This window comes from Yoonia sp. JB2-21 (genome assembly GCF_055693545.1).
Genome location: NZ_JBVFUC010000001.1, coordinates 3258418 through 3279182 on the forward strand (window position 1 = coordinate 3258418; position 20765 = coordinate 3279182).

General features: G+C 56.8%; 19 protein-coding genes and 1 pseudogene. 9 read left to right on the forward strand and 11 right to left on the reverse strand.

Annotated features, from left to right (window positions below):
* Positions 1 to 9: 9 nt before the first annotated feature.
* The 4 genes from radA to alr all read right to left on the reverse strand — a co-directional run bounded on the left by radA (position 10) and on the right by alr (position 3761).
* Complete coding sequence (gene radA / locus ACZ1G5_RS16435) at positions 10 to 1374, reverse strand: DNA repair protein RadA (protein WP_472733867.1); 1365 nt, start codon at positions 1372 to 1374, stop codon at positions 10 to 12.
* Positions 1375 to 1454: 80 nt separating this feature from the next.
* Complete coding sequence (gene aqpZ, locus ACZ1G5_RS16440; protein WP_472733868.1) at positions 1455 to 2135, reverse strand: aquaporin Z; 681 nt, start codon at positions 2133 to 2135, stop codon at positions 1455 to 1457.
* 75 nt (positions 2136 to 2210) lie between these two features.
* Positions 2211 to 2666 carry a paraquat-inducible protein A gene (locus tag ACZ1G5_RS16445; protein ID WP_472733869.1) on the reverse strand — a complete coding sequence of 152 codons (456 nt, stop codon included), beginning with the start codon at positions 2664 to 2666 and terminating at the stop codon, positions 2211 to 2213.
* A 57-nt stretch (positions 2667 to 2723) separates the two neighbouring features.
* Positions 2724 to 3761: an alanine racemase gene (gene alr, locus ACZ1G5_RS16450; RefSeq protein WP_472733870.1), complete on the reverse strand. Its 1038-nt coding sequence runs from the start codon at positions 3759 to 3761 to the stop codon at positions 2724 to 2726.
* A 134-nt stretch (positions 3762 to 3895) separates the two neighbouring features.
* Between alr and ACZ1G5_RS16455 the strand changes: the two genes are divergently transcribed.
* A complete protein-coding gene (locus ACZ1G5_RS16455) occupies positions 3896 to 5047 on the forward strand; it encodes a sterol desaturase family protein (RefSeq protein WP_472733871.1) in 1152 nt (383 codons plus the stop codon).
* 26 nt (positions 5048 to 5073) lie between these two features.
* Here ACZ1G5_RS16455 and ACZ1G5_RS16460 read toward each other — a convergent pair whose 3' ends face one another.
* The 5 genes from ACZ1G5_RS16460 to pyrC all read right to left on the reverse strand — a co-directional run bounded on the left by ACZ1G5_RS16460 (position 5074) and on the right by pyrC (position 9949).
* Complete coding sequence (locus tag ACZ1G5_RS16460; protein WP_472733872.1) at positions 5074 to 6066, reverse strand: aldo/keto reductase; 993 nt, start codon at positions 6064 to 6066, stop codon at positions 5074 to 5076.
* Entirely contained in the window at positions 6059 to 6436 is a 378-nt protein-coding gene (locus ACZ1G5_RS16465) for a MerR family transcriptional regulator (RefSeq protein WP_472733873.1), read from the reverse strand. Before ACZ1G5_RS16465 ends, ACZ1G5_RS16460 begins: the two co-directional genes overlap by 8 nt.
* 63 nt (positions 6437 to 6499) lie before the next feature.
* The gene (locus tag ACZ1G5_RS16470) at positions 6500 to 7987 is read right to left on the reverse strand and encodes a replicative DNA helicase (protein ID WP_472733874.1); all 1488 of its coding nucleotides are present in this window, start codon (positions 7985 to 7987) and stop codon (positions 6500 to 6502) included.
* A 215-nt stretch (positions 7988 to 8202) separates the two neighbouring features.
* Entirely contained in the window at positions 8203 to 8871 is a 669-nt protein-coding gene (locus ACZ1G5_RS16475) for an orotate phosphoribosyltransferase (RefSeq protein ID WP_472733875.1), read from the reverse strand.
* 25 nt (positions 8872 to 8896) lie between these two features.
* A complete protein-coding gene (gene pyrC / locus ACZ1G5_RS16480; protein WP_472733876.1) occupies positions 8897 to 9949 on the reverse strand; it encodes a dihydroorotase in 1053 nt (350 codons plus the stop codon).
* 119 nt (positions 9950 to 10068) lie between these two features.
* Here pyrC and ACZ1G5_RS16485 point away from each other — a divergent pair, with 119 nt between their 5' ends.
* Positions 10069 to 10356, forward strand: a complete 288-nt coding sequence (locus ACZ1G5_RS16485) for a hypothetical protein (RefSeq protein WP_472733877.1) — start codon at positions 10069 to 10071, stop codon at positions 10354 to 10356.
* Positions 10357 to 10374: 18 nt separating this feature from the next.
* Here ACZ1G5_RS16485 and ACZ1G5_RS16490 read toward each other — a convergent pair whose 3' ends face one another.
* Both ACZ1G5_RS16490 and ACZ1G5_RS16495 read right to left on the reverse strand, forming a co-directional pair.
* Positions 10375 to 11304, reverse strand: a complete 930-nt coding sequence (locus ACZ1G5_RS16490) for a phosphoadenosine phosphosulfate reductase (RefSeq protein ID WP_472733878.1) — start codon at positions 11302 to 11304, stop codon at positions 10375 to 10377.
* 105 nt (positions 11305 to 11409) lie between these two features.
* Positions 11410 to 12633: an acyl-CoA dehydrogenase gene (locus ACZ1G5_RS16495; protein ID WP_472733879.1), complete on the reverse strand. Its 1224-nt coding sequence runs from the start codon at positions 12631 to 12633 to the stop codon at positions 11410 to 11412.
* A 112-nt stretch (positions 12634 to 12745) separates the two neighbouring features.
* Here ACZ1G5_RS16495 and ACZ1G5_RS16500 point away from each other — a divergent pair, with 112 nt between their 5' ends.
* From ACZ1G5_RS16500 to ACZ1G5_RS16530, 7 genes and pseudogenes are all read left to right on the forward strand, one after another.
* Positions 12746 to 13651, forward strand: a complete 906-nt coding sequence (locus tag ACZ1G5_RS16500; RefSeq protein ID WP_472733880.1) for an AAA family ATPase — start codon at positions 12746 to 12748, stop codon at positions 13649 to 13651.
* Positions 13651 to 14915 (forward strand): annotated as a pseudogene (locus ACZ1G5_RS16505) (vWA domain-containing protein). Before ACZ1G5_RS16500 ends, ACZ1G5_RS16505 begins: the two are co-directional and overlap by 1 nt.
* Before the next feature lie 59 nt (positions 14916 to 14974).
* Entirely contained in the window at positions 14975 to 15949 is a 975-nt protein-coding gene (locus ACZ1G5_RS16510; RefSeq protein ID WP_472733881.1) for an XdhC family protein, read from the forward strand.
* Complete coding sequence (locus tag ACZ1G5_RS16515) at positions 15946 to 16926, forward strand: molybdopterin-binding protein (protein WP_472733882.1); 981 nt, start codon at positions 15946 to 15948, stop codon at positions 16924 to 16926. Before ACZ1G5_RS16510 ends, ACZ1G5_RS16515 begins: the two co-directional genes overlap by 4 nt.
* Positions 16927 to 17032: 106 nt before the next feature.
* The gene (locus ACZ1G5_RS16520; RefSeq protein WP_472733883.1) at positions 17033 to 17518 is read left to right on the forward strand and encodes a (2Fe-2S)-binding protein; all 486 of its coding nucleotides are present in this window, start codon (positions 17033 to 17035) and stop codon (positions 17516 to 17518) included.
* Positions 17519 to 17586: 68 nt separating this feature from the next.
* Positions 17587 to 19956, forward strand: coding sequence for a xanthine dehydrogenase family protein molybdopterin-binding subunit (locus ACZ1G5_RS16525; protein ID WP_472733884.1), 2370 nt, complete (start codon positions 17587 to 17589; stop codon positions 19954 to 19956).
* 12 nt (positions 19957 to 19968) lie between these two features.
* On the forward strand, positions 19969 to 20760 hold the full coding sequence (locus ACZ1G5_RS16530) for an FAD binding domain-containing protein (RefSeq protein WP_472733885.1): 792 nt from the start codon (positions 19969 to 19971) through the stop codon (positions 20758 to 20760).
* Positions 20761 to 20765: the final 5 nt, after the last annotated feature.

Here is a 20765-nt window from a genome sequence, read left to right on the forward strand (position 1 = left end):
CGATTGACGCTACCTTGCGCCAAATAACTCTTCTACAAATCCGGCAAGGTCTGTTGCGTTGCGCAACCCCAAGCCGTCCACCTTCGGCTGTTTGGCCTGTTGTGGGATGATCGCAGTTGTAAAACCAAGTTTCTGCGCCTCTTTCAATCTATTTTCCGTTTGAACGACCGGACGGAGCGCGCCCGATAGGCTGATTTCCCCGAAAACGACGGCCTCTGCCGGTAGTGCTGCGTCTTCGCGGGCAGAGACCAGAGCGGCCGCAACTGCAAGGTCTGCACCGGGTTCAGAGATGCGCAAACCCCCTGCTACGTTGAGGTATACGTCCAATCCGGTGAAGGGCACACCACACCGAGATTCGAGCACCGCAAGGATCATCGCAAGCCGTCCGCCGTCCCATCCGACCACTGAACGCCGCGGTTGGCTGTGTGGCGAAGGAGCCACAAGTGCCTGAATCTCACAAAGCATGGGACGCGACCCTTCGATGCCTGCGAAGACGACCGAACCGGGGGCAGGGGTGCCGCGTTCGGACAAAAACAGAGCAGAGGGATTCTTGACTTCTGACAGGCCTTTGCCCGTCATTTCAAAGACGCCAATTTCGTCAGCGGGCCCAAATCGGTTTTTTACCGCGCGCAGGATACGAAACTGATGGCCACGCTCGCCTTCAAAATAGAGGACCGTGTCGACCATATGTTCGACGACGCGGGGCCCAGCGATCGCGCCTTCTTTGGTTACATGCCCGACCATGACCACAGCCATTCCATTACGTTTGGCAAAGGTCGTGAGTTCGTGCGCCGATGATCGCACCTGACTGACACTGCCCGGGGCGCTATCGACGTTGTCGGCCCACATGGTCTGGATCGAATCGATGATTGCCAGATCAGGCTTTTCGGCCTCAAGCGTTGTCAGGATATCGCGTAAATTGGTTTCAGAGGCGAGCATAACGGGGCTTTTTTCAAGCCCCAGACGCCGGGCGCGCATTTGCACCTGCGCATTGGATTCTTCGCCGGAAATATAGATGACTTTCAAACCATTGCGGGCAAATCTTGCGGCGGCTTGCAGCAATAGGGTGGATTTTCCGATACCCGGATCGCCACCGACAAGCAGGGCCGAGGCCTTGACCAGACCACCACCCAGCACGCGGTCAAGTTCACCCACCCCAGCCTGTGTCCGTGGCGGTTCCTTTTCCTGCGTGTCCAGATCCGTTAGCGCAACGGCTTTCCCACGCATGGCACCAAGCGATTTACCTTTCGGGCCGCTAGACAGGGCTTTGGATTCGCTGATGGTATTCCAAGCCTGACAGGCGTCACATTGCCCTGACCATTTGCCAAAGGCCGCACCACATTCAGAACAGGAGAAATTTAGATCTTTTGCCATGTTCACCTTTTGGACCAAAACAGGTCTCGCGGCAATGGCTGGATGCGCATGGCCGCAACCGGGGCGGCCATGCGTGCGTTTTATTCCGCGTCGAGCTTGCCTGACTTAAAGAGCAACCCTGCCGCAACGGCGCCAATGATCGGCGCCACGATGAACAACCAAAGCTGGGCAACGGCGGTGCCGCCGACAAACAGTGCTGGTCCGACCGAGCGCGCAGGGTTCACTGACACACCTGTCACGTTGATGCCGACCAAGTGGATAACGACAAGAGCCAGACCAATTGCAAGACCTGCAAATTGTGCGGGTGCACCGGCGCCGGTGGCACCCAAGATGACGACCATGAACAGAAAGGTTGCAACGACTTCAAAGATGAAAGCTGCGACCATGTTATACTCGCCAAGGTAGCCAGTGCCCCAACCGTTCTGGCCCAGGCCATTTTCCGCAACCGTATAGTCCGCTTTTCCGCTTGCGATCAGCAAAAGAACGCCGGCAGCAGCAATAGCGCCGGCCACTTGGGCCACGATATAGCGGATCGCCTCGCCCATCTGCATCCGACCAGCGGCAACGGCACCCAGCGAAACGGCGGGGTTGATGTGGCACCCTGATACCGGGCCAATCCCATAGGCCATCCCAATCAACGCAAGTCCGAAAGCAAAGCTGATGCCTGTCAGACCAATGTCGCCCCCAGCGATCACAGCAGCGCCGCAACCAAACAGAACGAGCGTAAATGTGCCAATAAATTCGGCGATTTCTTTTTTCATGGTGTCTCTCCCTCTTATGCCATCATCAGACCCGCTCCGGCATCAAAAAGTAAGGGGAAAAACTGGGCAGTGGCCTCAGCCCGCTGCTGGTGCGGCTTTTGCCTGAGGCGTCAGCGCCGAAATCGCGATAGAGGCAAGAATGCACGCCGTGAACATATAAAGTCCCCAGCCGGTTTCGACCTTGCCGATACCAACACCTTTGAAAACAACAATGTAGAGGGCGATCAGGAACACATCTGCCATCGCCAGTTTTCCGATCCATGATAAGACCGGTAATGTGTTATCTTTCAATAGGTTGAAGTGTACCAATGCCAGCCCGATCGTCTTGAGGTAGGGCGCAAACAAGGCAAACGCCGTGACCAGTAACGCCAAGGCAATGTCGCTTTCCCACAGGGCCTGCATGCCTGAGATGACGCTGATTTCGCTGAGCCCGAAAATCGGGAGCAATCCGGCTCGCATCAGGGGCGCAAACCATGCGATGGGAAACAGGATCAGCAAGGAAAGGTTTGCAACGCGCAGCACATTCAGCATGAGAAATTCCAATAAAACCTGTTGTTTAGATAGGAAATCTCAACCGCGCGGACAAGTCTATTTGCCAAAGGTCTTGCGTGCATAGCGTGCGCCAAGTTGTGTCAGAACCTCGTATCCGATGGTGCCTGCTGCGCGTGCCAGATCATCAATACTCTGGTTCGGGCCGACCAGAGATAGCTTGGTCGGCACATCGCTGACGTCGGTTACATCAATGGTCAAAAGGTCCATTGATACGCGACCGACCAATGGGCAGGGCGTGTCGCCGTGATAAAGCGTCGCCTTGTCCGACAAGATACGCATGATCCCATCGGCGTACCCGCCCGACACAGTTGCGATCCGTGAGGGGCGTTCGGCTTGCCAGGCATTTCCATACCCGACAACTTCGCCCTCGGCGACGTCGCGGATTTGAATGACCGGCAGTTCGACCTCGACGGCGGGCGTGGCGTCCTCAAATGGCAACCCACCATAAAGACCGATCCCGGGGCGGGTCAGGTCAAAGTGATAGTCCGCACCCAACAGAATACCGCCAGTTGCCGCCAGTGAACGGGGCACTGCGATACCGTCCGTCATCTTGTGAAACTGTTCCAGCTGGTACGGGTTCATCGGATGGTCTGGTTCGTCTGCACAGGCCAAATGCGACATCACCAATCGTGGATTTTGCGCCAGAGCAAGTTCCGCGACAGCGGCCCATTCCTGCATTTCGAGGCCCAAACGGTTCATTCCCGTATCAAGCTGGATGCCAAAGGGATGATTTGGCAGGGCTTCAAGGTGCAGGGTGAGTTGCTCAACCGAATTGATCATTGGCGTCAGGCCCAGCGTACGGATCAAATCCGTATCACCCTTCATATGGCCTGAAAAAACACAGATTTCTGGTTTTGGGCCAAGTTCCTCGCGGATCGCGACAGCCTCTTCTGCGACAGCGACAAAGAATTGGCGCACGCCCGCTTTGAAAAGGGCTTTGGATACGTTCGCGGCACCTAATCCATAGCCATTCGCCTTGACCACTGCCGCGGTTTTGCAGTTGGTCCTATCGTCCAATGCACGCCAGTTGGCGACAACAGCGTCAAGGTCAATGATCAGGCGTCCGGTACTCATGGCGACCTTTTGGCAGGCACGTAAAGTCGGAGCAAGGGTTTTGCGTGATCCAATCTCGCAATACTGGATTTCCTGCCATTCTCTTGCCAAGTTTTTGGGGTTATGTTCCTCGCAGTCTGGCAGTGAGGTGTGTTTTGGGCATTCTGAAAAAGGTAATCACGCAGTTGGAAACGCCGAGAGACCAGCGGCCGTTAGGCAGCGGTTGGCTCTCGGGTGCTTTGGCGTTGTTGGCGTCTTTGGCGGGACTACTCATCGTACTTTTGCGCTGGTTTCCCGAAACACTATCCTATCCAGAGATCGCCTTTATCCAAGACAGTGGTGTCGTTACTGTCTTTTTGCGGTTCACGCTTTTGTCCGGGTATGCGCTCTCCTTGCTGAGTCTGATCCTGAGCGCCCGTAAGTCATTGGGCTGGACTGCGTTGGCGATTTCTGTCGTCGCCTCTTTGATGGCGACGACCCAGCCACAAATTGGCACTGACGCGCCCCAGAGTTTCTATTTTGGCCTGGATTATTTTATCATCAACGTTCTGATCGTGGGGTTCCTGTTTGTCCCACTCGAACGGTTTTTTCCTGCACGCAGTGAACAGACAGTATTCCGTGCCGAATGGCAGGAAGACATGTTTTACTATCTTGTCAGTTCCATGCTGGTGCAGGTCCTTGGTTTTATCACCTTGGCACCATCCAACTATGTGAACGCGCAAATCCCGCTGGATGATGTGCGGATTTACATCGTCAACCTGCCGTTTTTTGTGCAGGTGATCATCATCATGATGGCCACTGATTTTGTGCAATATTGGGTGCATCGGGCCTTCCACACCTATCCAGTACTGTGGCGGTTCCATGCGATCCACCACTCCACCAAGAAAATGGATTGGCTGGCCGGCGCACGCATGCATTTCATCGAAATCGCAGTATTGCGTAGCCTGACAGCGGTGCCGATGTTCACGCTTGGCTTCAAGCCAGAGGCTATTCAAGCCTATCTGTTGATCGTCTATTTCTACTCCAGCTTTATTCACGCCAACATCGGCTGGAAGTTGGGCTTTCTAGAGCGGTTCTTTGTCACCCCGCGCTTTCATCACTGGCATCACGGGTCAGATCGCGCGGCGATTGACATCAACTATGCTAGCCATTTTCCGATCTACGACTGGCTGTTCGGCACCCATCACCTGCCGAAAGAAGAGTGGCCAGAGGCTTATGGTGTGATCGGGGACACGGTGCCGAAAGGGTATTGGAGACAGTTCATCCATCCGTTCCTGAAAGACAAACCCAAAGAACCGGCGGAGTAGGGCGGGGTTAACCCCCGCCACTACCTCTAGTTTGATCTTGGCGCGCCTTCTTCTGGCCGGTCGAGGATCTTTTCAATCTCGGCCATTTGTGCGGGTGTCAGCGGTCCATGCTCCAGCGCACCACACAAGTCATGCACCTGTTCTGGTGTGCGAAAACCGGGGATCGGCATGGCATTTGGCGTCCGCCCCCACAGCCAAGCAATCGCGCCTTGTGCCAGGCTACGCCCATCTGATTTCAACGTTTCGCGCACCGAGTTCAGCTGTGCCATGTAGGCATCGGTGATCCTGCCGTCTTTGAAATAGTCCTGCCAGCCGGGGTTGCTGCCACGGATCTCATCCTTGCCGAACTTGGTGTTGGCATCATATTTGCCGCCCAAAACGCCCATAGCGAGCGGCGAACGGATCAGCGAAAGCTGATTGGTCTCCTCGACCGCCGAAACCATCAGTGTGGCCGGGTTGAAGACGTTCATAGCATGCTCGACCGCTGTAAAGCCGGGGTGGTCCACGAAGGCGCGCAGGCTGTCTGGAAAGTCAGTCGACCAGCCGTAAGCAGCAATGATCCCACCCTCGTAAAGCTTTGCCAGCATGTCGAAGGTCGGACGCGCGTCCTCAACAGCCAGTTCGTTATTGTGGTGCAGCACCATATCGATCCGGTCGCGCCCGAGCCGCTTGCGTGACGCATCAATCGATTGCCGAATAACCTCAGGGTCGTTGTTGGGGCCGATCAGTTGTTTTGTTTCTGTGTCGATGTCCAAACCAATCTTGGTCGCGATGGCAACGTCCGGGTGTGCCTTGAGTGCTTGCCCCAGCACGACCTCCGAATGACCGCAACCGTAGGCTTGTGCGGTGTCGAAGTGCATGATGCCATGCTCAAGCGCTGCGGCTATCGCGGCCTTGGACACGTTGTCGTCGACCTCTCCCCAGCCCACAGCGCGACCGTCCATGAAGAACGGCCCGCCGATGGCCCAGCAGCCCAGGCCAAGGGTAGGTTTAGTCGGAATATGTTTGAAATCAGCCATCTGAGACCTCCAATGATGTGCGGTACATATTTATTTTGTGGTCGAGGAAATGCTTGCAGGCTTTCAACTCCGCTTCGCGGTGGGCAAGGGTGACGGCGTGACGTTGCAACAGGCCCAAGCGAATGGCCCTTTGTGCAGGGTCATTGCAGTCGGGCGCGTGGGCCGAGACGGCAAAGCGCTTGACCTCATCCAACGGCATGCCGGTGGCGCGCAGTCTTTCAAGCGTAGTCAGCCAATTGACGTCATCCGCACTGAACACACGCCATCCGCGCCCGTCACGCTGGATAGGTGCCAGCATGCCGGATTTTTCATAGAACCGAATGGTGTCTTGGGTCAGTCCCGAGCGGGCCGCAGCTTCGTTGGTTCGCATAGAGCATTCCTCCGATGGCCAACGAGTTAGCCTATTGGAGTCACTCCAAGTCAAGCAATGGTTTTAGAATTGTTGGTCTTCGCCTTGCTGCCAAGGTTTCACCAGATTGCCAAAGCGCGTGAATTCAGCGGTAAAGGAGAGCTCAACGGTGCCAATGGGACCGTGACGTTGCTTGCCAACAATGACCTCGGCCTTGCCATGCAGGCTCGACATCTTTTCCTGCCAAGCGGCGATGGCTTCCATGTTGTGATCTTCGGGCTTTTCACGCTCGACATAATATTCGCCACGATAGACGAACATAACAACGTCTGCGTCCTGCTCGATCGACCCGGATTCGCGCAGATCAGACAGTTGCGGGCGCTTATCTTCGCGGTTTTCCACCTGACGCGACAGCTGCGACAGGGCGATAACGGGGATGTTCAATTCCTTGGCGATGGCCTTGAGCCCCATTGAAATCTCACCAATTTCCTGCACGCGGTTTTCCGATGTGCCGCGAACCAGCTGGAGATAATCTACGATCAATACGTCCAGCCCGTGGGTCCGCTTCAACCGGCGGGCGCGCGCGGCCAGTTGCGAGATTGGGATCGCTGCGGTGTCGTCGATATAGAGCGGACAGGATTCAAGCTGCTTAGCGGCATCCACAAACTTGCGGAATTCCGGTTCTGTCATGTCGCCTTGGCGAATTTTATGCGATGAAATCTCGGACGCTTCGGCCAGAATACGGCCCGCCAATTGTTCGGCGCTCATCTCCAGCGAGAAAAAGCCGACAACGCCGCCATCTACGGCCCCTTCGCTGCCATCCTGCAACTGGCCTTTGCGATAGGCCTTTGCAATGTTGAACGCGATGTTTGTCGCGAGCGAGGTTTTACCCATCGACGGACGCCCGGCGAGGATCAGAAGATCAGATTTATGCAAGCCGCCCAGCTTTTTGTCCATATCCGTCAGACCCGTCGAAAGACCTGCCAATCCGCCATCACGCTGGTAAGCGGTATTGGCGACATTTACGGCCTCGGTCACGGCGGCAAGGAAAGACTGGAATCCTTTTTCGGAGACGCCTTGTTCGGCTAGCGAATAGAGCGCCTGTTCAGCCTCGACAATTTGTTCTTTGGGCTCGTGGTCAACATCCACCTTTGCGGCTTTGTCGGTGATATCACGGCCCAGTTTGATCAGCTCGCGCCGGGTCGCCAGATCATAGATCATCTGGGCATAATCACGGGCGGCAAAGGCAGAAATCGCAGCACCAGCCAAACGGGCCAGATAGGGCGGTCCGCCCAGTTCCTTGAGCCCTTCGTCCTCTTCCATGAATGTCTTGAGCGTGACAGGACTGGCCAGCATGTTCCGCCCGATCCGGCTGGCGGCGGTTTCAAAGATGCGGGCATGGACGGGATCGTAGAAGTGTTTCGGGCCGATGATGGATGCCACACGATCGAACACATCGTTGTTCGTCAAAATCGCCCCCAGAAGCTGTTGTTCAGCCTCGATGGAATGCGGCATCAGATCGGCGTCGGCCTCTTCGATGCCGGTGGCATTAAATGCTGTAATTTCGTTCATTGCTACTCACCTGTTCCCCCGGCTGTCCTATCAGTCGCCGCGCGGACATGGCCATCTGGAAATGATCGGGGATATCCGGCGGGATAAACCTGTGGACAACACCCGAAGAACCTTGAGCATACAGCAGATAGTGGTGTGACGCAAAGAGAACACAACATACGCGACCGCTAAGCGATTCTGAGGAAGATGGTCCCGGCAGACGGTGGATAAGTTTTTTAGCCCGGTGTCCAGCCCGCCGGATCGTTCAGATAGGCCTCGACCGCGTCCAAAGTCGCCGCGTCATAGGCACCCCGCGCTTTTGCTTCGGCCAGCACATCCCACCACGTGCAAAGGCTGATCAACTGCACACCGTGGTTGCTCAGCGTCTCTTCGACACCATCGAAAATCCCGTAGTAGAAGATGACGGCTGTTGCTGAACACGTGGCACCGGTTTCACGGATGGCATCCACAAACGACAGTTTTGATCCACCGTCCGTCGTCAGGTCTTCAACCAGAATAACGCGCTGGCCCTCTGTCATCACGCCTTCGATGCGGGCGTTGCGGCCATACCCTTTGGGTTTTTTGCGCACGTATGTCATCGGAATAGCCAAACGCTCGGCGACCATCGCACCGAACGGGATACCGGCAGTTTCGCCGCCTGCGACATTTTCAAATGCCTCAAAACCAGCTTCGCGCATGATCGTGACGGTCAAAAAGTCCATCAAGGTTGCCCGGACGCGCGGGAACGAGATGATCTTGCGGCAATCGACATATGTCGGGGCCTGCTTGCCAGATGCATGGGTAAAGGGTTCGGCCGCGTTGAAGTCAATTGCGCCAATTTCGATCAGCATGCCGGCGGTCAGTCGCGCAATTTCATCTTTTGCAGGAAAGGAAGTCGGTATCATTCAAGCAGCCTTCATTTTCAGTGGTTTAGTCCTCAACACGCCAATGCAGGTCAAAACCGGGATCAAAAACAGTGACCGGGCCGTCGGCGGTTTCAATCTGGGTGGGGTAGGTCACCGGATCACCCTTGGACAGCGTGATCGTATCTTCGTTCGGTTCCAACCCGTAAAAGCGTGGTCCATTGAGCGAGGCAAAATCCTCGATCTTGGTGATACGCCCGGCGGCGTCAAACACTTCGGCCAGACATGACATGGTGTTTGTCGCCGTAAAGATACCCGCGCAGCCGCAGGCCTGCAGCTTGAGCGGATCTATATGCGGCGCGCTGTCGGTGCCAAGAAAGAAGCGCTTGTCGCCAGAGATAGCGGCCTGCACCAGTGCCACCCGGTGGGCTTCACGCTTCGCGACTGGCAGGCAGTAAAAATGCGGTTTTATGCCGCCTGCCAGGATATGATTGCGATTGATGATCAGGTGATGTGTCGTGATCGTTGCCGCGAGGTTCTTGATGCTGTCACGGACATAGTCGACGGCATCTTGCGTGGTCACATGCTCCATCACAATCTTAAGGTCAGGAACTTTTTTGCGCAGTGGTTTCAGAATCTTGTCAATGAAAACCGCTTCGCGGTCAAAAATATCAATCTCACTGTTCGTGACCTCGCCGTGGACGCAGAGCGGCATGCCAATGTCTGCCATCACATCCAAGACTGGGCGGACTTTTTCAAAATCGCGCACTCCGGATGCCGAATTTGTGGTGGCCCCGGCAGGATAGAGCTTTACGGCCGTGGCAATGCCGGCGGCGTGTGCGGCGCGGACGTCCTCTGGATCAGTTGCTTCGGTCAGGTACAACGTCATCAGTGGGGTAAAGTCGGCGCCTGCGGGCACTGCCGCAAAAATGCGTTCGCGATATGCCACCGCTTGCTCGGCGGTCACGACTGGCGGCACGAGATTTGGCATAATGATGGCGCGTCCAAAATGACGCGTTGTTTCGGGCAGTACAGCGCGCAGCATATCGCCGTCACGTAGATGCAAATGCCAATCATCAGGGCGGCGGATTGTCAGGCGGGTCAGATGTCTATCAGGCATGGTCCGCAATTACACCGTTGCGCGGACGGACGCCATAGGCGTTGTGCAGGACTTGCAGATAGCCCGTATATTCTTGATATTCGTGCGCATCGGTTTTTGTCCTATGGGGGAGACATAGCATGCTTGGTTTTTTGGTCGCTGCGATTGCAGGTTTTCTGACGCCGCAACTGGAAGGCCCCGTCGCGGGCCCCATCATCAAGACGTTGGAGGGCGCGATCCCTGTCGCGGAAAATGAGAAACGCCTCATTGCATTCATGGCGGCGATCTTGATAGCCGCCGTCCTTGCCGTTTTCTTGGGCAGCGGCACAATCTTTGGCGTGATTTTCGGTGCAATTCTGGGCTATTTTGGAACGCGTATTTTTGATGTTCTTAAAAAGACCATCGAAGGGCGACGCGACAGTGAATAGAGCGTCAGCTCAATGGCGTCAGGACGGTGATGCTGCGAGTTCCTGGCGCTTATCTTTGAAGAACGTGTCATGGCCGCGGCGCAACATGTAGTCGCAAACGACCACGGCCAATTGTGGGTGCCCGGTTCGGATGAGACGGCGCACGAGGGCGCGTACGTAGGATTGATCATAGCGTCGCGCGCGCAACAACTGGGTAAAGCGTTTGCGGTCGAGCGCGCCGTCCATCGCCAGTTTGATCAAGATGTCATGGATCCCCATACGATCAAACGCCTGGTCCAATGCTGTTCCCAGCAGCGGACAGGGCAGGGCAGTGACATGACGCTTGCGAAACAGTGCAGCGTGACATGCGTCTGCCCGCTGGATCGGGTCAAATGCGATAAAGACGTCTTTGGCAGCTTCGATCATTTCGGGGGCGTACCCGTATCTTCCACGGAAATCATGGCGACGGGCCGACAAATAACGGGTGTCCCAACCGGCAGTGCTCGCATCGAGGGTGGCTTGCGGACGTAGCGCAATAACCGTGGCGCCGGGTGCCGCGACTGAAAATGCAGCGGCGGCATATGCAGCCCCGCCGTCACCGCCGTGGAAGACGATTTTTTCGAAGTCTTCGAAAAAGGCGTCATCAATCATTCGATCAAAAAAGTCATAGACCGCCGCATCGCGAAACCAGCTTTCTTGCATTGAAAATAGCGCAAGATGCGACCAGCCGTCATGACGTGCATAGGCAAAACCGCGAGGCTCTGCGTCGACGTTGAACGCCTGAACGGCCTGCGCGTTTTCGAAGGTGACCAGAAGGTTATTTCCGGCTTCAAGAAAGCCTGCAAAATGGGACTGGCCCAATTGCTCAAAGAACCCGAACTCTTCGCACAGATCATCAATGGCCCCGAGCCATGAATTGGCGTCGAGGTCCTTTAGATCAGTTTCGATGGCAAGTTGCCGGTCTTCCATATGCCTGCTCCGTCGTCGGGTCGACGCCCGATGTAGCGGGGCAATTAGCACGGCTTTGCGGCGGCATATGGGCGATCTTGTGCCTTTGCCTTACGTCACATTGTCCTAAAAGAAAGCTTGCAGCCCGGTTTGCGCGCGACCCAAGATCAAGGCGTGCACGTCATGCGTGCCCTCGTAGGTATTTACCGTTTCAAGGTTCACCATATGGCGCATGATCTGGAAATCTTCGCTGATCCCGTTGCCGCCATGCATATCCCTTGAGGCCCGCGCGATATCAAGCGCCTTGCCGCAGTTGTTCCGCTTCATCAGGCTGATCATTTCAGGCGCTGCCTTGCCTTGCTCCATTAAGCGCCCCAGTTGCAGGGCTGACTGGGTTCCAAGTGCGATTTCGGTCTGCATATCCGCCAGCTTTTTCTGAAAAAGCTGCGTTTGTGCCAACGGTTTGCCAAACTGCTTGCGATCTAGCCCGTATTGACGGGCCGCGTGCCAGCAGGCCTCTGCCGCACCCATCACGCCCCAGGCGATGCCATAGCGAGCGCGGTTCAAACAACCAAACGGCCCTTTGAGACCCTGAACACCCGGCAGCAGCGCCTCTTCCCCAACTTCGACGTTGTCCATGACGATTTCACCCGTCACAGAGGCGCGCAGGCTGAGCTTGCCACCCACCTTCGGCGCGGTCAGCCCCTTGGTCCCTTTCTCAAGCACAAATCCACGGATCTTGCCGTCATGCGCTTCTGACTTTGCCCAAACGACGAAGACATCGGCGATCGGTGCGTTGCTGATCCACATTTTCGCGCCATTCAGAACATAACCGTCGTCGGTCTTTCTGGCCGTCGTTTTCATACCCGCCGGATCACTGCCCGCATCGGGTTCGGTCAGGCCAAAACAACCAATCAAGGTACCCGCAGCCAAACCTGGCAGGTATTTCTGACGCTGGGCATCGCTGCCATATGCATGGATAGGGTACATCACCAACGACGACTGCACCGACATCATCGACCGATAGCCGCTGTCGACGCGCTCAATCTCGCGCGCGACAAGTCCGTAGGTGACATAACCGGCGCCTAAGCCGCCGTATTCTTCGGGGATCGTCAGGCCCAGCAGGCCGGCGTTACCCATCAACTTGAAAATTTCGGGATCGACTGTCGCCTCACGGTAGGCATCGGTGACGCGCGGTTGCAGCTCTGACTGGGCAAAGGTGTTGGCGGCATCGCGCAACATGCGTTCGTCTTCGCTCAGTTGATCTTCCAGACGCAACGGGTCAGCCCAGTCAAATGGACCAAGATCAGGGCCAAAGCCGGTTGTCTTGATTGGCGAGGAATCATTCATTGCGCGCGCTCCTGTCGTGATGGGTGCAAACTATGCTGTCCCATCCGCCGGGGCAATGGATGGCTTGACGCGGGCAGCGGGGGATGCAGTTCTAACAGCGGAGGACCAACACATGGCATTTTCAAGTATTGATGAGGTGCAGTCAGCGCTGGCGGCAGAGGATTATGTCTGCGGCCGCGCGCTTGCCACTGTTGTTTTTCTGAGCCTCAAGCTGGGTCGTCCTTTGTTTTTGGAAGGTGAGGCAGGCACCGGCAAAACCGAAATCGCCAAGGTGATTGCGGCCGCTCTGGGGCGTCGTCTGATCCGGTTGCAATGTTATGAGGGCTTGGATGCGTCCTCTGCCGTTTATGAATGGAACTTTGCCGAGCAGATGATCGCAATCCGCGCGGCTGAGGCTGCGGGGGATGCTGACCGCGATACCCTTAAGACAGAACTCTTCACCGAAGACTATCTGATTGCGCGGCCATTGCTGGAGGCGATGCGTCCACAGACGGGCGGCGCGCCAGTTCTGCTGATTGATGAGTTGGACCGCACCGATGCACCTTTTGAGGCGTTCCTGCTCGAAGCGCTCAGTGATTTTCAGGTGACGATCCCAGAGCTTGGCACGGTTGCAGCGCCAGAGCCGCCTATCGTGATCCTGACGTCAAACCGCACGCGCGAGGTGCATGATGCGCTCAAACGCCGGTGTCTTTATCATTGGGTGGACTATCCTGACTTTGACCGAGAGGTCGAAATTCTACAGGCCCGCGCGCCTGAAGCGGCGGATGGTTTGTCGCGGGAAATCGTGGCCTTTGTGCAAAGGTTGCGCGGTGAGGACCTTTTCAAGAAACCCGGTGTGGCGGAAACAATTGACTGGGCCAAATGTCTGCTTGCGCTGGATGTGATCAACCTTTCGCCCGCCACGATTGCCGACACGCTGGGGGCAATTCTGAAATATCAGGATGATATCCAGAAGCTGCAAGGCTCTGAGGCCAAACGTATTTTAGACGAGGCTAGGGCGGATCTGGAAACCGTCTGATGCGCTATCCAGAGCTTGCCCTGCCGGATGATCCGAAACTTGCCCACAACATCGCGCATTTTGCGCGGGCATTGCGCAAGGCTGGGCTCGCGATTGGGCCGGGTCGGGTGATTGACGCTGTCCGCGCTGTCGAGGCGGTGGGGTTTTCGCAGAAGTCGGATTTTTATTGGACGCTGCACGCCTGTTTTGTCAGCAAACCAGAAGAGCGCATGGTTTTTGCACAGTTGTTTCGGCTCTATTGGCGCGATCCGCAATATCTTGAGCAGATGATGTCGTTTCTGCGGCCTATGGTGCGCGGGACACATGAGGAACGCGCCGCACAACCCGCCGAGAAACGCGCGGCAGAAGCCTTGTTTGATGGTGAGGAACGCCCGATGCCACCATTGCCCGAAGGGGCAGAGGATGACATCGAAATAGATATAGATGCATCACAGACGGCTTCGGCAAAAGAGCGACTGCGCACGTTCGACTTTGAATTGATGAGCGCCCGAGAGATGGCGGTGGCCGCGCGTATGCTGGCCGGGCTTTCCCTGCCGGTGCCTCCGGTGCTGAGCCGCAGAACACAAAGCCTTGCAGGCAAGTTGCCGGATTGGCCCGCAACAATGCGTGGCGCGATGCGGCGGGGGGTGAGGTTGCTAACTTTGCGACAAAGCGCCGGCGCATCAGGTATCCCAATCTTGTGGTGCTTTGCGACATATCGGGATCAATGTCACAATATTCCCGCGCCGTTTTGCACTTTGTTCATGCTGTGGCCAATCGGCAGGGGCAGGGGTGGGCGCATGTGCATGCGTTTACCTTCGGAACCCGCCTGACCAACATTACCCGGCATTTGCGGCACCGGGATGTTGATGCAGCACTGGCAGCTGCGGGTGGGGAGGCGCAGGATTGGGAAGGTGGGACGCGTATTGGTGCGTGCCTGCATGTCTTTAACCGCGACTGGTCGCGGCGTGTGATGGGACAAGGGGCTGTTGTACTTCTGATCACCGATGGTTTGGATCGTGACGTTGACAATGATCTTGGCCGCGAGATGGAGCGGCTCAGCCTCACGTCGCGCCAACTGATCTGGCTTAATCCATTGTTGCGATGGGATGGCTTTGCGCCCAAGGCGAAAGGCATCAAGCAGATGTTGCCTTATTGCAGTAGTTTTCGTGCAGGCCATAACATCGCCTCTCTGGAGGGCTTGGCACAGGCGCTGTCCCGGCCTGATGACGGCGGTGAAAAGAAACGGCTGATGACAGCAATGCGCGATGAGGCGTTGGGTTGATGCGTAGATGACAGCGCTATGTTATTGTGCTGCGGAATATCGATTGAGATGTGCATATTATGACTGATGACATTACCGATCTGCCGAAACTTGCATTGGAGTGGCACCGCGCGGGGCGTGGCGTGGCCATCGCGACCGTTGTTGAAACGTGGGGATCAGCCCCGCGTCCGGTTGGCAGCCAGCTTATCATCGACGCTGATGGTGCAATGGAAGGATCAGTATCGGGTGGTTGTGTCGAAGGTGCGGTCATCACCGAAGCCATAGAGACAATCATCGACGGCAAATCAAAGGTGCTGGAATTCGGCGTGAGCGATGATGAGGCGTTTGCTGTTGGCTTGGCCTGCGGTGGCGAAATCAAAGTGCTGGTTGAACCCGTTGGTCGTGTTGTCCCAGTTGATCTGTTGGAGCGACTGGTCGAGGCGCGCGCAGCACTGGAACCGATCGCCTATGTCACCGACCTAGAGAATGGCAACCCGCGGCTACAGGCCGCTATGGCGTTCCGTGATCGCTTTCGTATGGATCGGTCAGGTGTAGAGGAGGACGGGCGCACTTTCGTCGCGGTCCATAATCCCCCACTGCGGATGGTCATTGTCGGCGCCGTTCACATTGCCCAGCATTTGGTCGGGATGGCAAAGGCCTGTGGGTATCAAGTGACCTTGATTGATCCGCGTCCCGCCTTTGGATCGCTGGCACGGTTTCCGGGAGAGACGATTTTGGAGGATTGGCCGGATGAGGCCTTGCGCGCGCTGAAGCTCGATGCACGCACGGCCGTTGTCACCTTGACGCATGACCCTAAGCTTGACGATCCGGCCATTGTAACAGTGCTTGAGTCTGAGGCGTTCTATCTGGGGTGTCTGGGTTCAACCCGCACCCATGCCAAGCGGATCGAACGGTTGAAAGAGGTGGATTTCACTGATGAGGAGCTGGCCCGCATTCATGCCCCCGTTGGTCTTGATCTTGGTGGACGGCATCCGGCTGAGATCGCAGTAAGCATTATGGCAGAGGTGACGCAGGTCTTGCGGAAGCAACTGTGAATTTCGGAACTGTCGCGACTTGTGATGCGCTGGGCGCCGTGCTGGCGCATTCCGTCCCGATCAAAGACGGGCGGTTGCGGAAGGGCCATGTTCTGACATCTGATGACCTGCACGCTTTGGCGCAGGCTGGTCACTCCGACATTACCGTTGCACAGTATGAACCCGGCGATCTGAACGAGGATGAAGCTGCTTTGCGGCTGGCCCATGCACTGGCTGGCGCAGGATTGCGGATCAGTCAGGCCGCGACAGGCCGTGTAAACCTCTTTTCGACAGGACCCGGTGTTACGCAAATTGATACAGCCGCGATAGAGGCATTTAATAGCGTCAACCCGATGATCACGGTGGCGACCGTGCCGCCATTCCATCGGGTGAACGCAGATGTCATGGTCGCGACCATCAAGATCATTTCATACGCGGTACCAGAAATGGACGTTGCAAAGGCCTGTGACGTTGCGCCCGGCGCGTTGACGCTCTTGCCTCCAAAGTACCGTGTTGCGGCGCTGATCGAGACAGAGATTGGCGCGGATCCATCTGCCAAAGGCCGGGAGGCGTTGGCCGGACGGCTGGACCGTTTGGGGCTGACGCTGACCCCCCGCGTGATTGTGCCGCACCAGACGGCCTCGCTCGCCAATGCCTTGCTGGCGTCCTTGGCTGAGGTCATTTTCGTCCTGACCGCTTCGGCAACCTCGGATGTTGAGGACATCGGTCCCGCAGCCGTGCGGCACGCGGGCGGGCAAATCACGCAGTTCGGGATGCCAGTTGATCCCGGAAACCTGCTTTTTCTGGGGGTGCTGGGTCAAAAACCGGTGATCGGGCTGCCGGGGTGCGCGCGTTCACCGGCGCTCAATGGTGCGGACTGGGTGTTGGAGCGGGTCATCTGCGGTGTGACCCTAACCCCCGCTGACTTTGCAAAAATGGGTGTTGGCGGGTTGCTCAAAGAGATCCCAACCCGGCCCAAACCACGCGCGGAAATCTAGGCGCAGGCGACCGCCACTTTGCAGGTGCAGCGTAAGTAGGGTGTTCTCATGCGCGGGTTAGCGTGCTTAACTCTGCGCAAAGCATAACATTCTTCGGGAGGAAACAATGGCATCGGTAACTATGACCGTGAACGGTAAATCCGTGTCCGGCGAAGTGGAGGGCCGCACCTTGATGTCGGACTTCCTGCGCAATGACTTGCAGATGACAGGCACTCACATCGGTTGTGACACATCGCAATGCGGCGCTTGTGTCATCCATGTGAATGGCGAGGCGGTGAAGTCCTGCACCATGTTTGCCGTTGAAGCGGATGGCTCCGAAGTGGCGACCATTGAAGGGCAGGCGAATGCGGATGGATCACTGAACGTGATTCAGCAGGCGTTTCAGGATCACCACGGATTGCAATGCGGGTTCTGTACGCCGGGTATGGTCATGTCCGCAGCGGCGCTGCTGAAAGAGAACCCCACACCAACCGAAGGTGAGATCCGCGAATACCTCGAAGGCAACATCTGCCGCTGCACGGGCTACCACAACATCGTCAAGGCGATCATGGCCGCATCTGGTCAGGACGTGTCTGCCATCGCGGCTGAGTAAGAATTCAAACGAAACCACAGGAGCCGCACCGGGAGGGGTGCCGTGCTGCTGTCAGGGAGGAGAATAACATGCCAAAAGATGGTGGAATAGGCGCCAGCACAACGCGCCGCGAGGACGTGCGCTTTTTGACTGGTAAGGGAAAGTATACCGCAGACATCAACGCGTTTGGCCAATGTGCAGCAATTTTCGTGCGCTCGACAGTGGCAAATGGTGTGATCAAGTCAGTTGATACCAGTGCCGCCGCAGAGATGCCCGGCGTGCTCGCGATCTTTACCGGCGAGGACTTTGCCGATGTTGGTGGCAACCCCGCCGGTTGGTTGATCAACAGCCGTGATGGCGAACCGATGAAGGAACCCAAGCGCCCGGTCTTGGCGCATGGCAAGGTACGCCACGTTGGTGACGCCTATGCTGCCGTGATTGCCGAGACAGAACAGCAGGCGCGCGACGCTGCCGAGGAAATCATCGCTGATATCGAGGAACTGCCCGCAATCGTTGATATGGCTGCGGCCCTCGCAGGTGATGCTTATGTACATGATGAGATCGAAACCAATCAGTGTTTTGACTGGGGGTGGATCGAAGACAACCGCGCGGCGACAGACGAGGCGATCAAGAACGCGCCACATGTCACGACACTGGAGTTGGTCAACAACCGTTTGGTGCCAAACGCGATGGAGCCGCGTGCCTCTATCGGGACCTATGATGCGGCAGGTGACAGCTATACGCTACAAACTACCTCACAGAACCCGCATTTGACCCGACTGCTGATTTCAGCCTTTGTGATGGGCATTCCCGAGAACAAGCTGACCGTGATTGCGCCCGATGTGGGCGGCGGCTTTGGATCGAAGATCTATCACTATGGTGAAGAGGCGCTGGTGCTGGCCGCATCCAAGAAGGTTGGACGCCCAGTGAAATGGGTCGCAGACCGGTCTGAGTCGTTCCTCAGTGATGCGCATGGCCGTGATCATGTCACCAAGATCGAACTGGCCTGCGAGACGGACGGCACATTCATTGCCTTCCGTACTGAAACGCTCGCCAATGTCGGTGCCTATCTGTCGAACTTCTCGACCGCGACACCGACCTTCCTGCACGGCACGCTGATGGCGGGCAACTACACGGTGCCCAATGTCTATGTGAACCTAAAGGCGGTGTTCACCAATACCGCACCGGTTGACGCCTACCGCGGCGCTGGGCGGCCAGAGGCGACCTATTCCATTGAGCGTGTCATCGACATGGCGGCCCGCGAATTGGGCATGGACCCGGTCGAGATACGCCGCAAGAACTTCATCAAGCCGGATCAGTATCCTTTCGCCAGTGCGGCGGGGCTGGAATATGACAGCGGCAACTACGACGCACTCATGGACAAGATGGAGGCGATGGTCGACCGCAAGGCGTTCGATGATCGCCGTAAGGCCAGCGAAGCCAAGGGCAAACTGCGCGGTTTGGGCATCAACGCTTATGTCGAGGCATGTGGCATTGCGCCATCAAACCTCGTTGGTGTGCTGGGCAGCCGTGTGGGCCTGTATGATGCGGCCACTGTGCGTGTGAACGCAACCGGCAACCTCAGTGTCATGGTGGGTGCACATAGCCACGGGCAGGGGCACGAAACCGTGTTCCCCCAGATCGTGGCGGATATGCTGGGGATTGATCCGCAGGCGGTTGATATCGTGCATGGGGACACGTCCAAGATTCCGTTTGGCATGGGCACCTATGGATCGCGCAGCCTAGCGGTTTGCGGCTCTGCTGTTGTGCGGGCGACTGAGAAGATTATCGCCAAGGCAAAGAAGATCGCAGCACATATGCTGGAAGCCTCGGCCGATGATCTGGACTTCACGGATGGGCAATTCACCGTCAAAGGCACCGATAAATCGGTGGGCTTTGGCGAGGTCGCGCTCAAGGCCTATATCCCGCATGACTATCCGCTTGAGGATATTGAACCGGGGTTAGAAGAAACCGCCTTCTATGATCCGGCGAACTTTACCTACCCGTCCGGCGCTTACGCCTGCGAGGTCGAAGTCGATCCTGAAACGGGCAAGGTTACGGTAGAGGCATTCACGGCATGTGATGACTTTGGCAACGTGATGAACCCGATGATTGTCGGCGGTCAGGTGCATGGTGGCGTGGTTCAAGGGATTGGACAGGCGCTGTTGGAAAACACCACCTACGATGAGAACGGTCAGCTGCTGTCGGCCAGCTATATGGACTACGTGATGCCGCGTGCGGATGATCTGCCGTTTATTGCCGTGGATCACTCAGACGGGACACCTTGCACACATAACCCGCTTGGTGCCAAAGGCTGCGGCGAAGGGGGTGCGATTGGATCGCCGCCGACTGTCGTGAATGCTGTGATCGACGCCCTGCAATCGGGCGGCAAGAACGTCACTCACATTGACATGCCTTTGACGCCCGCGCGCGTCTGGGCTGCCATGAACAACGCATAAGGGAGAACGCTCATGTATGCTTTTGAAATTGAACGGCCTTCTACGATTGCGGATGCGGTCAAAGCGCTGAAAGACGAAGATGCGCAGGCGCTGGGCGGGGGGCAGACGTTGATCCCCACGCTGAAACAGCGGCTGGCGATGCCTTCGGCCTTGGTCAGCTTGTCCGGGATTGGCGAAATGCGGGGTGTGTGCATCGGTGATGATGGTGCTGTCTGCGTGGGCGGTGCGACGAACCATGCAACTGTGGCCAAGGAAACCGCTTCATCATTTCCGGGCCTATCCGGGTTGGCGGGGAATATCGGTGATCCGGCTGTACGCAATCGCGGCACTGTCGGGGGATCGCTGGCAAACAACGATCCGTCTGCGTGTTATCCTGCAGCAGCGCTGGGCTCTGGTGCAACGATCATCACTAATGCGCGCGAGATTGCGGCGGATGACTATTTTCAGGGAATGTTTGAAACCGCCCTCGATGAAGGGGAGGTCATCACCGAAGTACGATTCCCAGTCCCGGAAAAATCGCACTACGAAAAGTTCGTCCAACCCGCATCGCGTTTTGCACTGGTGGGTGTGTTTGTCGCCAAATACAGCGATGGAGTCCGCGTGGCGGTCACCGGGGCGTCCGAGGATGGCGTGTTCCGCTGGAGCGAGGCAGAAGCGGCACTCTCGGCTGATTTTTCAGCGGCGGCGCTTGATGGTTTGTCGGTCTCTGCGGACGGTATGATTGCCGATCTGCACGGGTCATCGGCGTACCGCGCGCATCTCGTTAAGGTGATGACTGGCAGGGCTGTGACCGCAGCGGCCTAAACAAA

Coding starts and splice junctions, on each gene's coding strand:
- ACZ1G5_RS16495 (WP_472733879.1), bottom strand. CDS start 12,633: ATGAATGATTCCTCGCCAATCAAGACAACCGGCTTTGGCCCTGATCTT.
- ACZ1G5_RS16500 (WP_472733880.1), top strand. CDS start 12,746: ATGGCATTTTCAAGTATTGATGAGGTGCAGTCAGCGCTGGCGGCAGAG.
- ACZ1G5_RS16470 (WP_472733874.1), bottom strand. CDS start 7,987: ATGAACGAAATTACAGCATTTAATGCCACCGGCATCGAAGAGGCCGAC.
- ACZ1G5_RS16520 (WP_472733883.1), top strand. CDS start 17,033: ATGGCATCGGTAACTATGACCGTGAACGGTAAATCCGTGTCCGGCGAA.
- radA (WP_472733867.1), bottom strand. CDS start 1,374: ATGGCAAAAGATCTAAATTTCTCCTGTTCTGAATGTGGTGCGGCCTTT.
- ACZ1G5_RS16445 (WP_472733869.1), bottom strand. CDS start 2,666: ATGCTGAATGTGCTGCGCGTTGCAAACCTTTCCTTGCTGATCCTGTTT.
- ACZ1G5_RS16490 (WP_472733878.1), bottom strand. CDS start 11,304: ATGGAAGACCGGCAACTTGCCATCGAAACTGATCTAAAGGACCTCGAC.
- ACZ1G5_RS16530 (WP_472733885.1), top strand. CDS start 19,969: ATGTATGCTTTTGAAATTGAACGGCCTTCTACGATTGCGGATGCGGTC.
- ACZ1G5_RS16475 (WP_472733875.1), bottom strand. CDS start 8,871: ATGATACCGACTTCCTTTCCTGCAAAAGATGAAATTGCGCGACTGACC.
- ACZ1G5_RS16510 (WP_472733881.1), top strand. CDS start 14,975: ATGACTGATGACATTACCGATCTGCCGAAACTTGCATTGGAGTGGCAC.
- ACZ1G5_RS16465 (WP_472733873.1), bottom strand. CDS start 6,436: ATGCGAACCAACGAAGCTGCGGCCCGCTCGGGACTGACCCAAGACACC.
- ACZ1G5_RS16460 (WP_472733872.1), bottom strand. CDS start 6,066: ATGGCTGATTTCAAACATATTCCGACTAAACCTACCCTTGGCCTGGGC.
- alr (WP_472733870.1), bottom strand. CDS start 3,761: ATGAGTACCGGACGCCTGATCATTGACCTTGACGCTGTTGTCGCCAAC.
- ACZ1G5_RS16525 (WP_472733884.1), top strand. CDS start 17,587: ATGCCAAAAGATGGTGGAATAGGCGCCAGCACAACGCGCCGCGAGGAC.
- pyrC (WP_472733876.1), bottom strand. CDS start 9,949: ATGCCTGATAGACATCTGACCCGCCTGACAATCCGCCGCCCTGATGAT.
- ACZ1G5_RS16485 (WP_472733877.1), top strand. CDS start 10,069: ATGCTTGGTTTTTTGGTCGCTGCGATTGCAGGTTTTCTGACGCCGCAA.
- aqpZ (WP_472733868.1), bottom strand. CDS start 2,135: ATGAAAAAAGAAATCGCCGAATTTATTGGCACATTTACGCTCGTTCTG.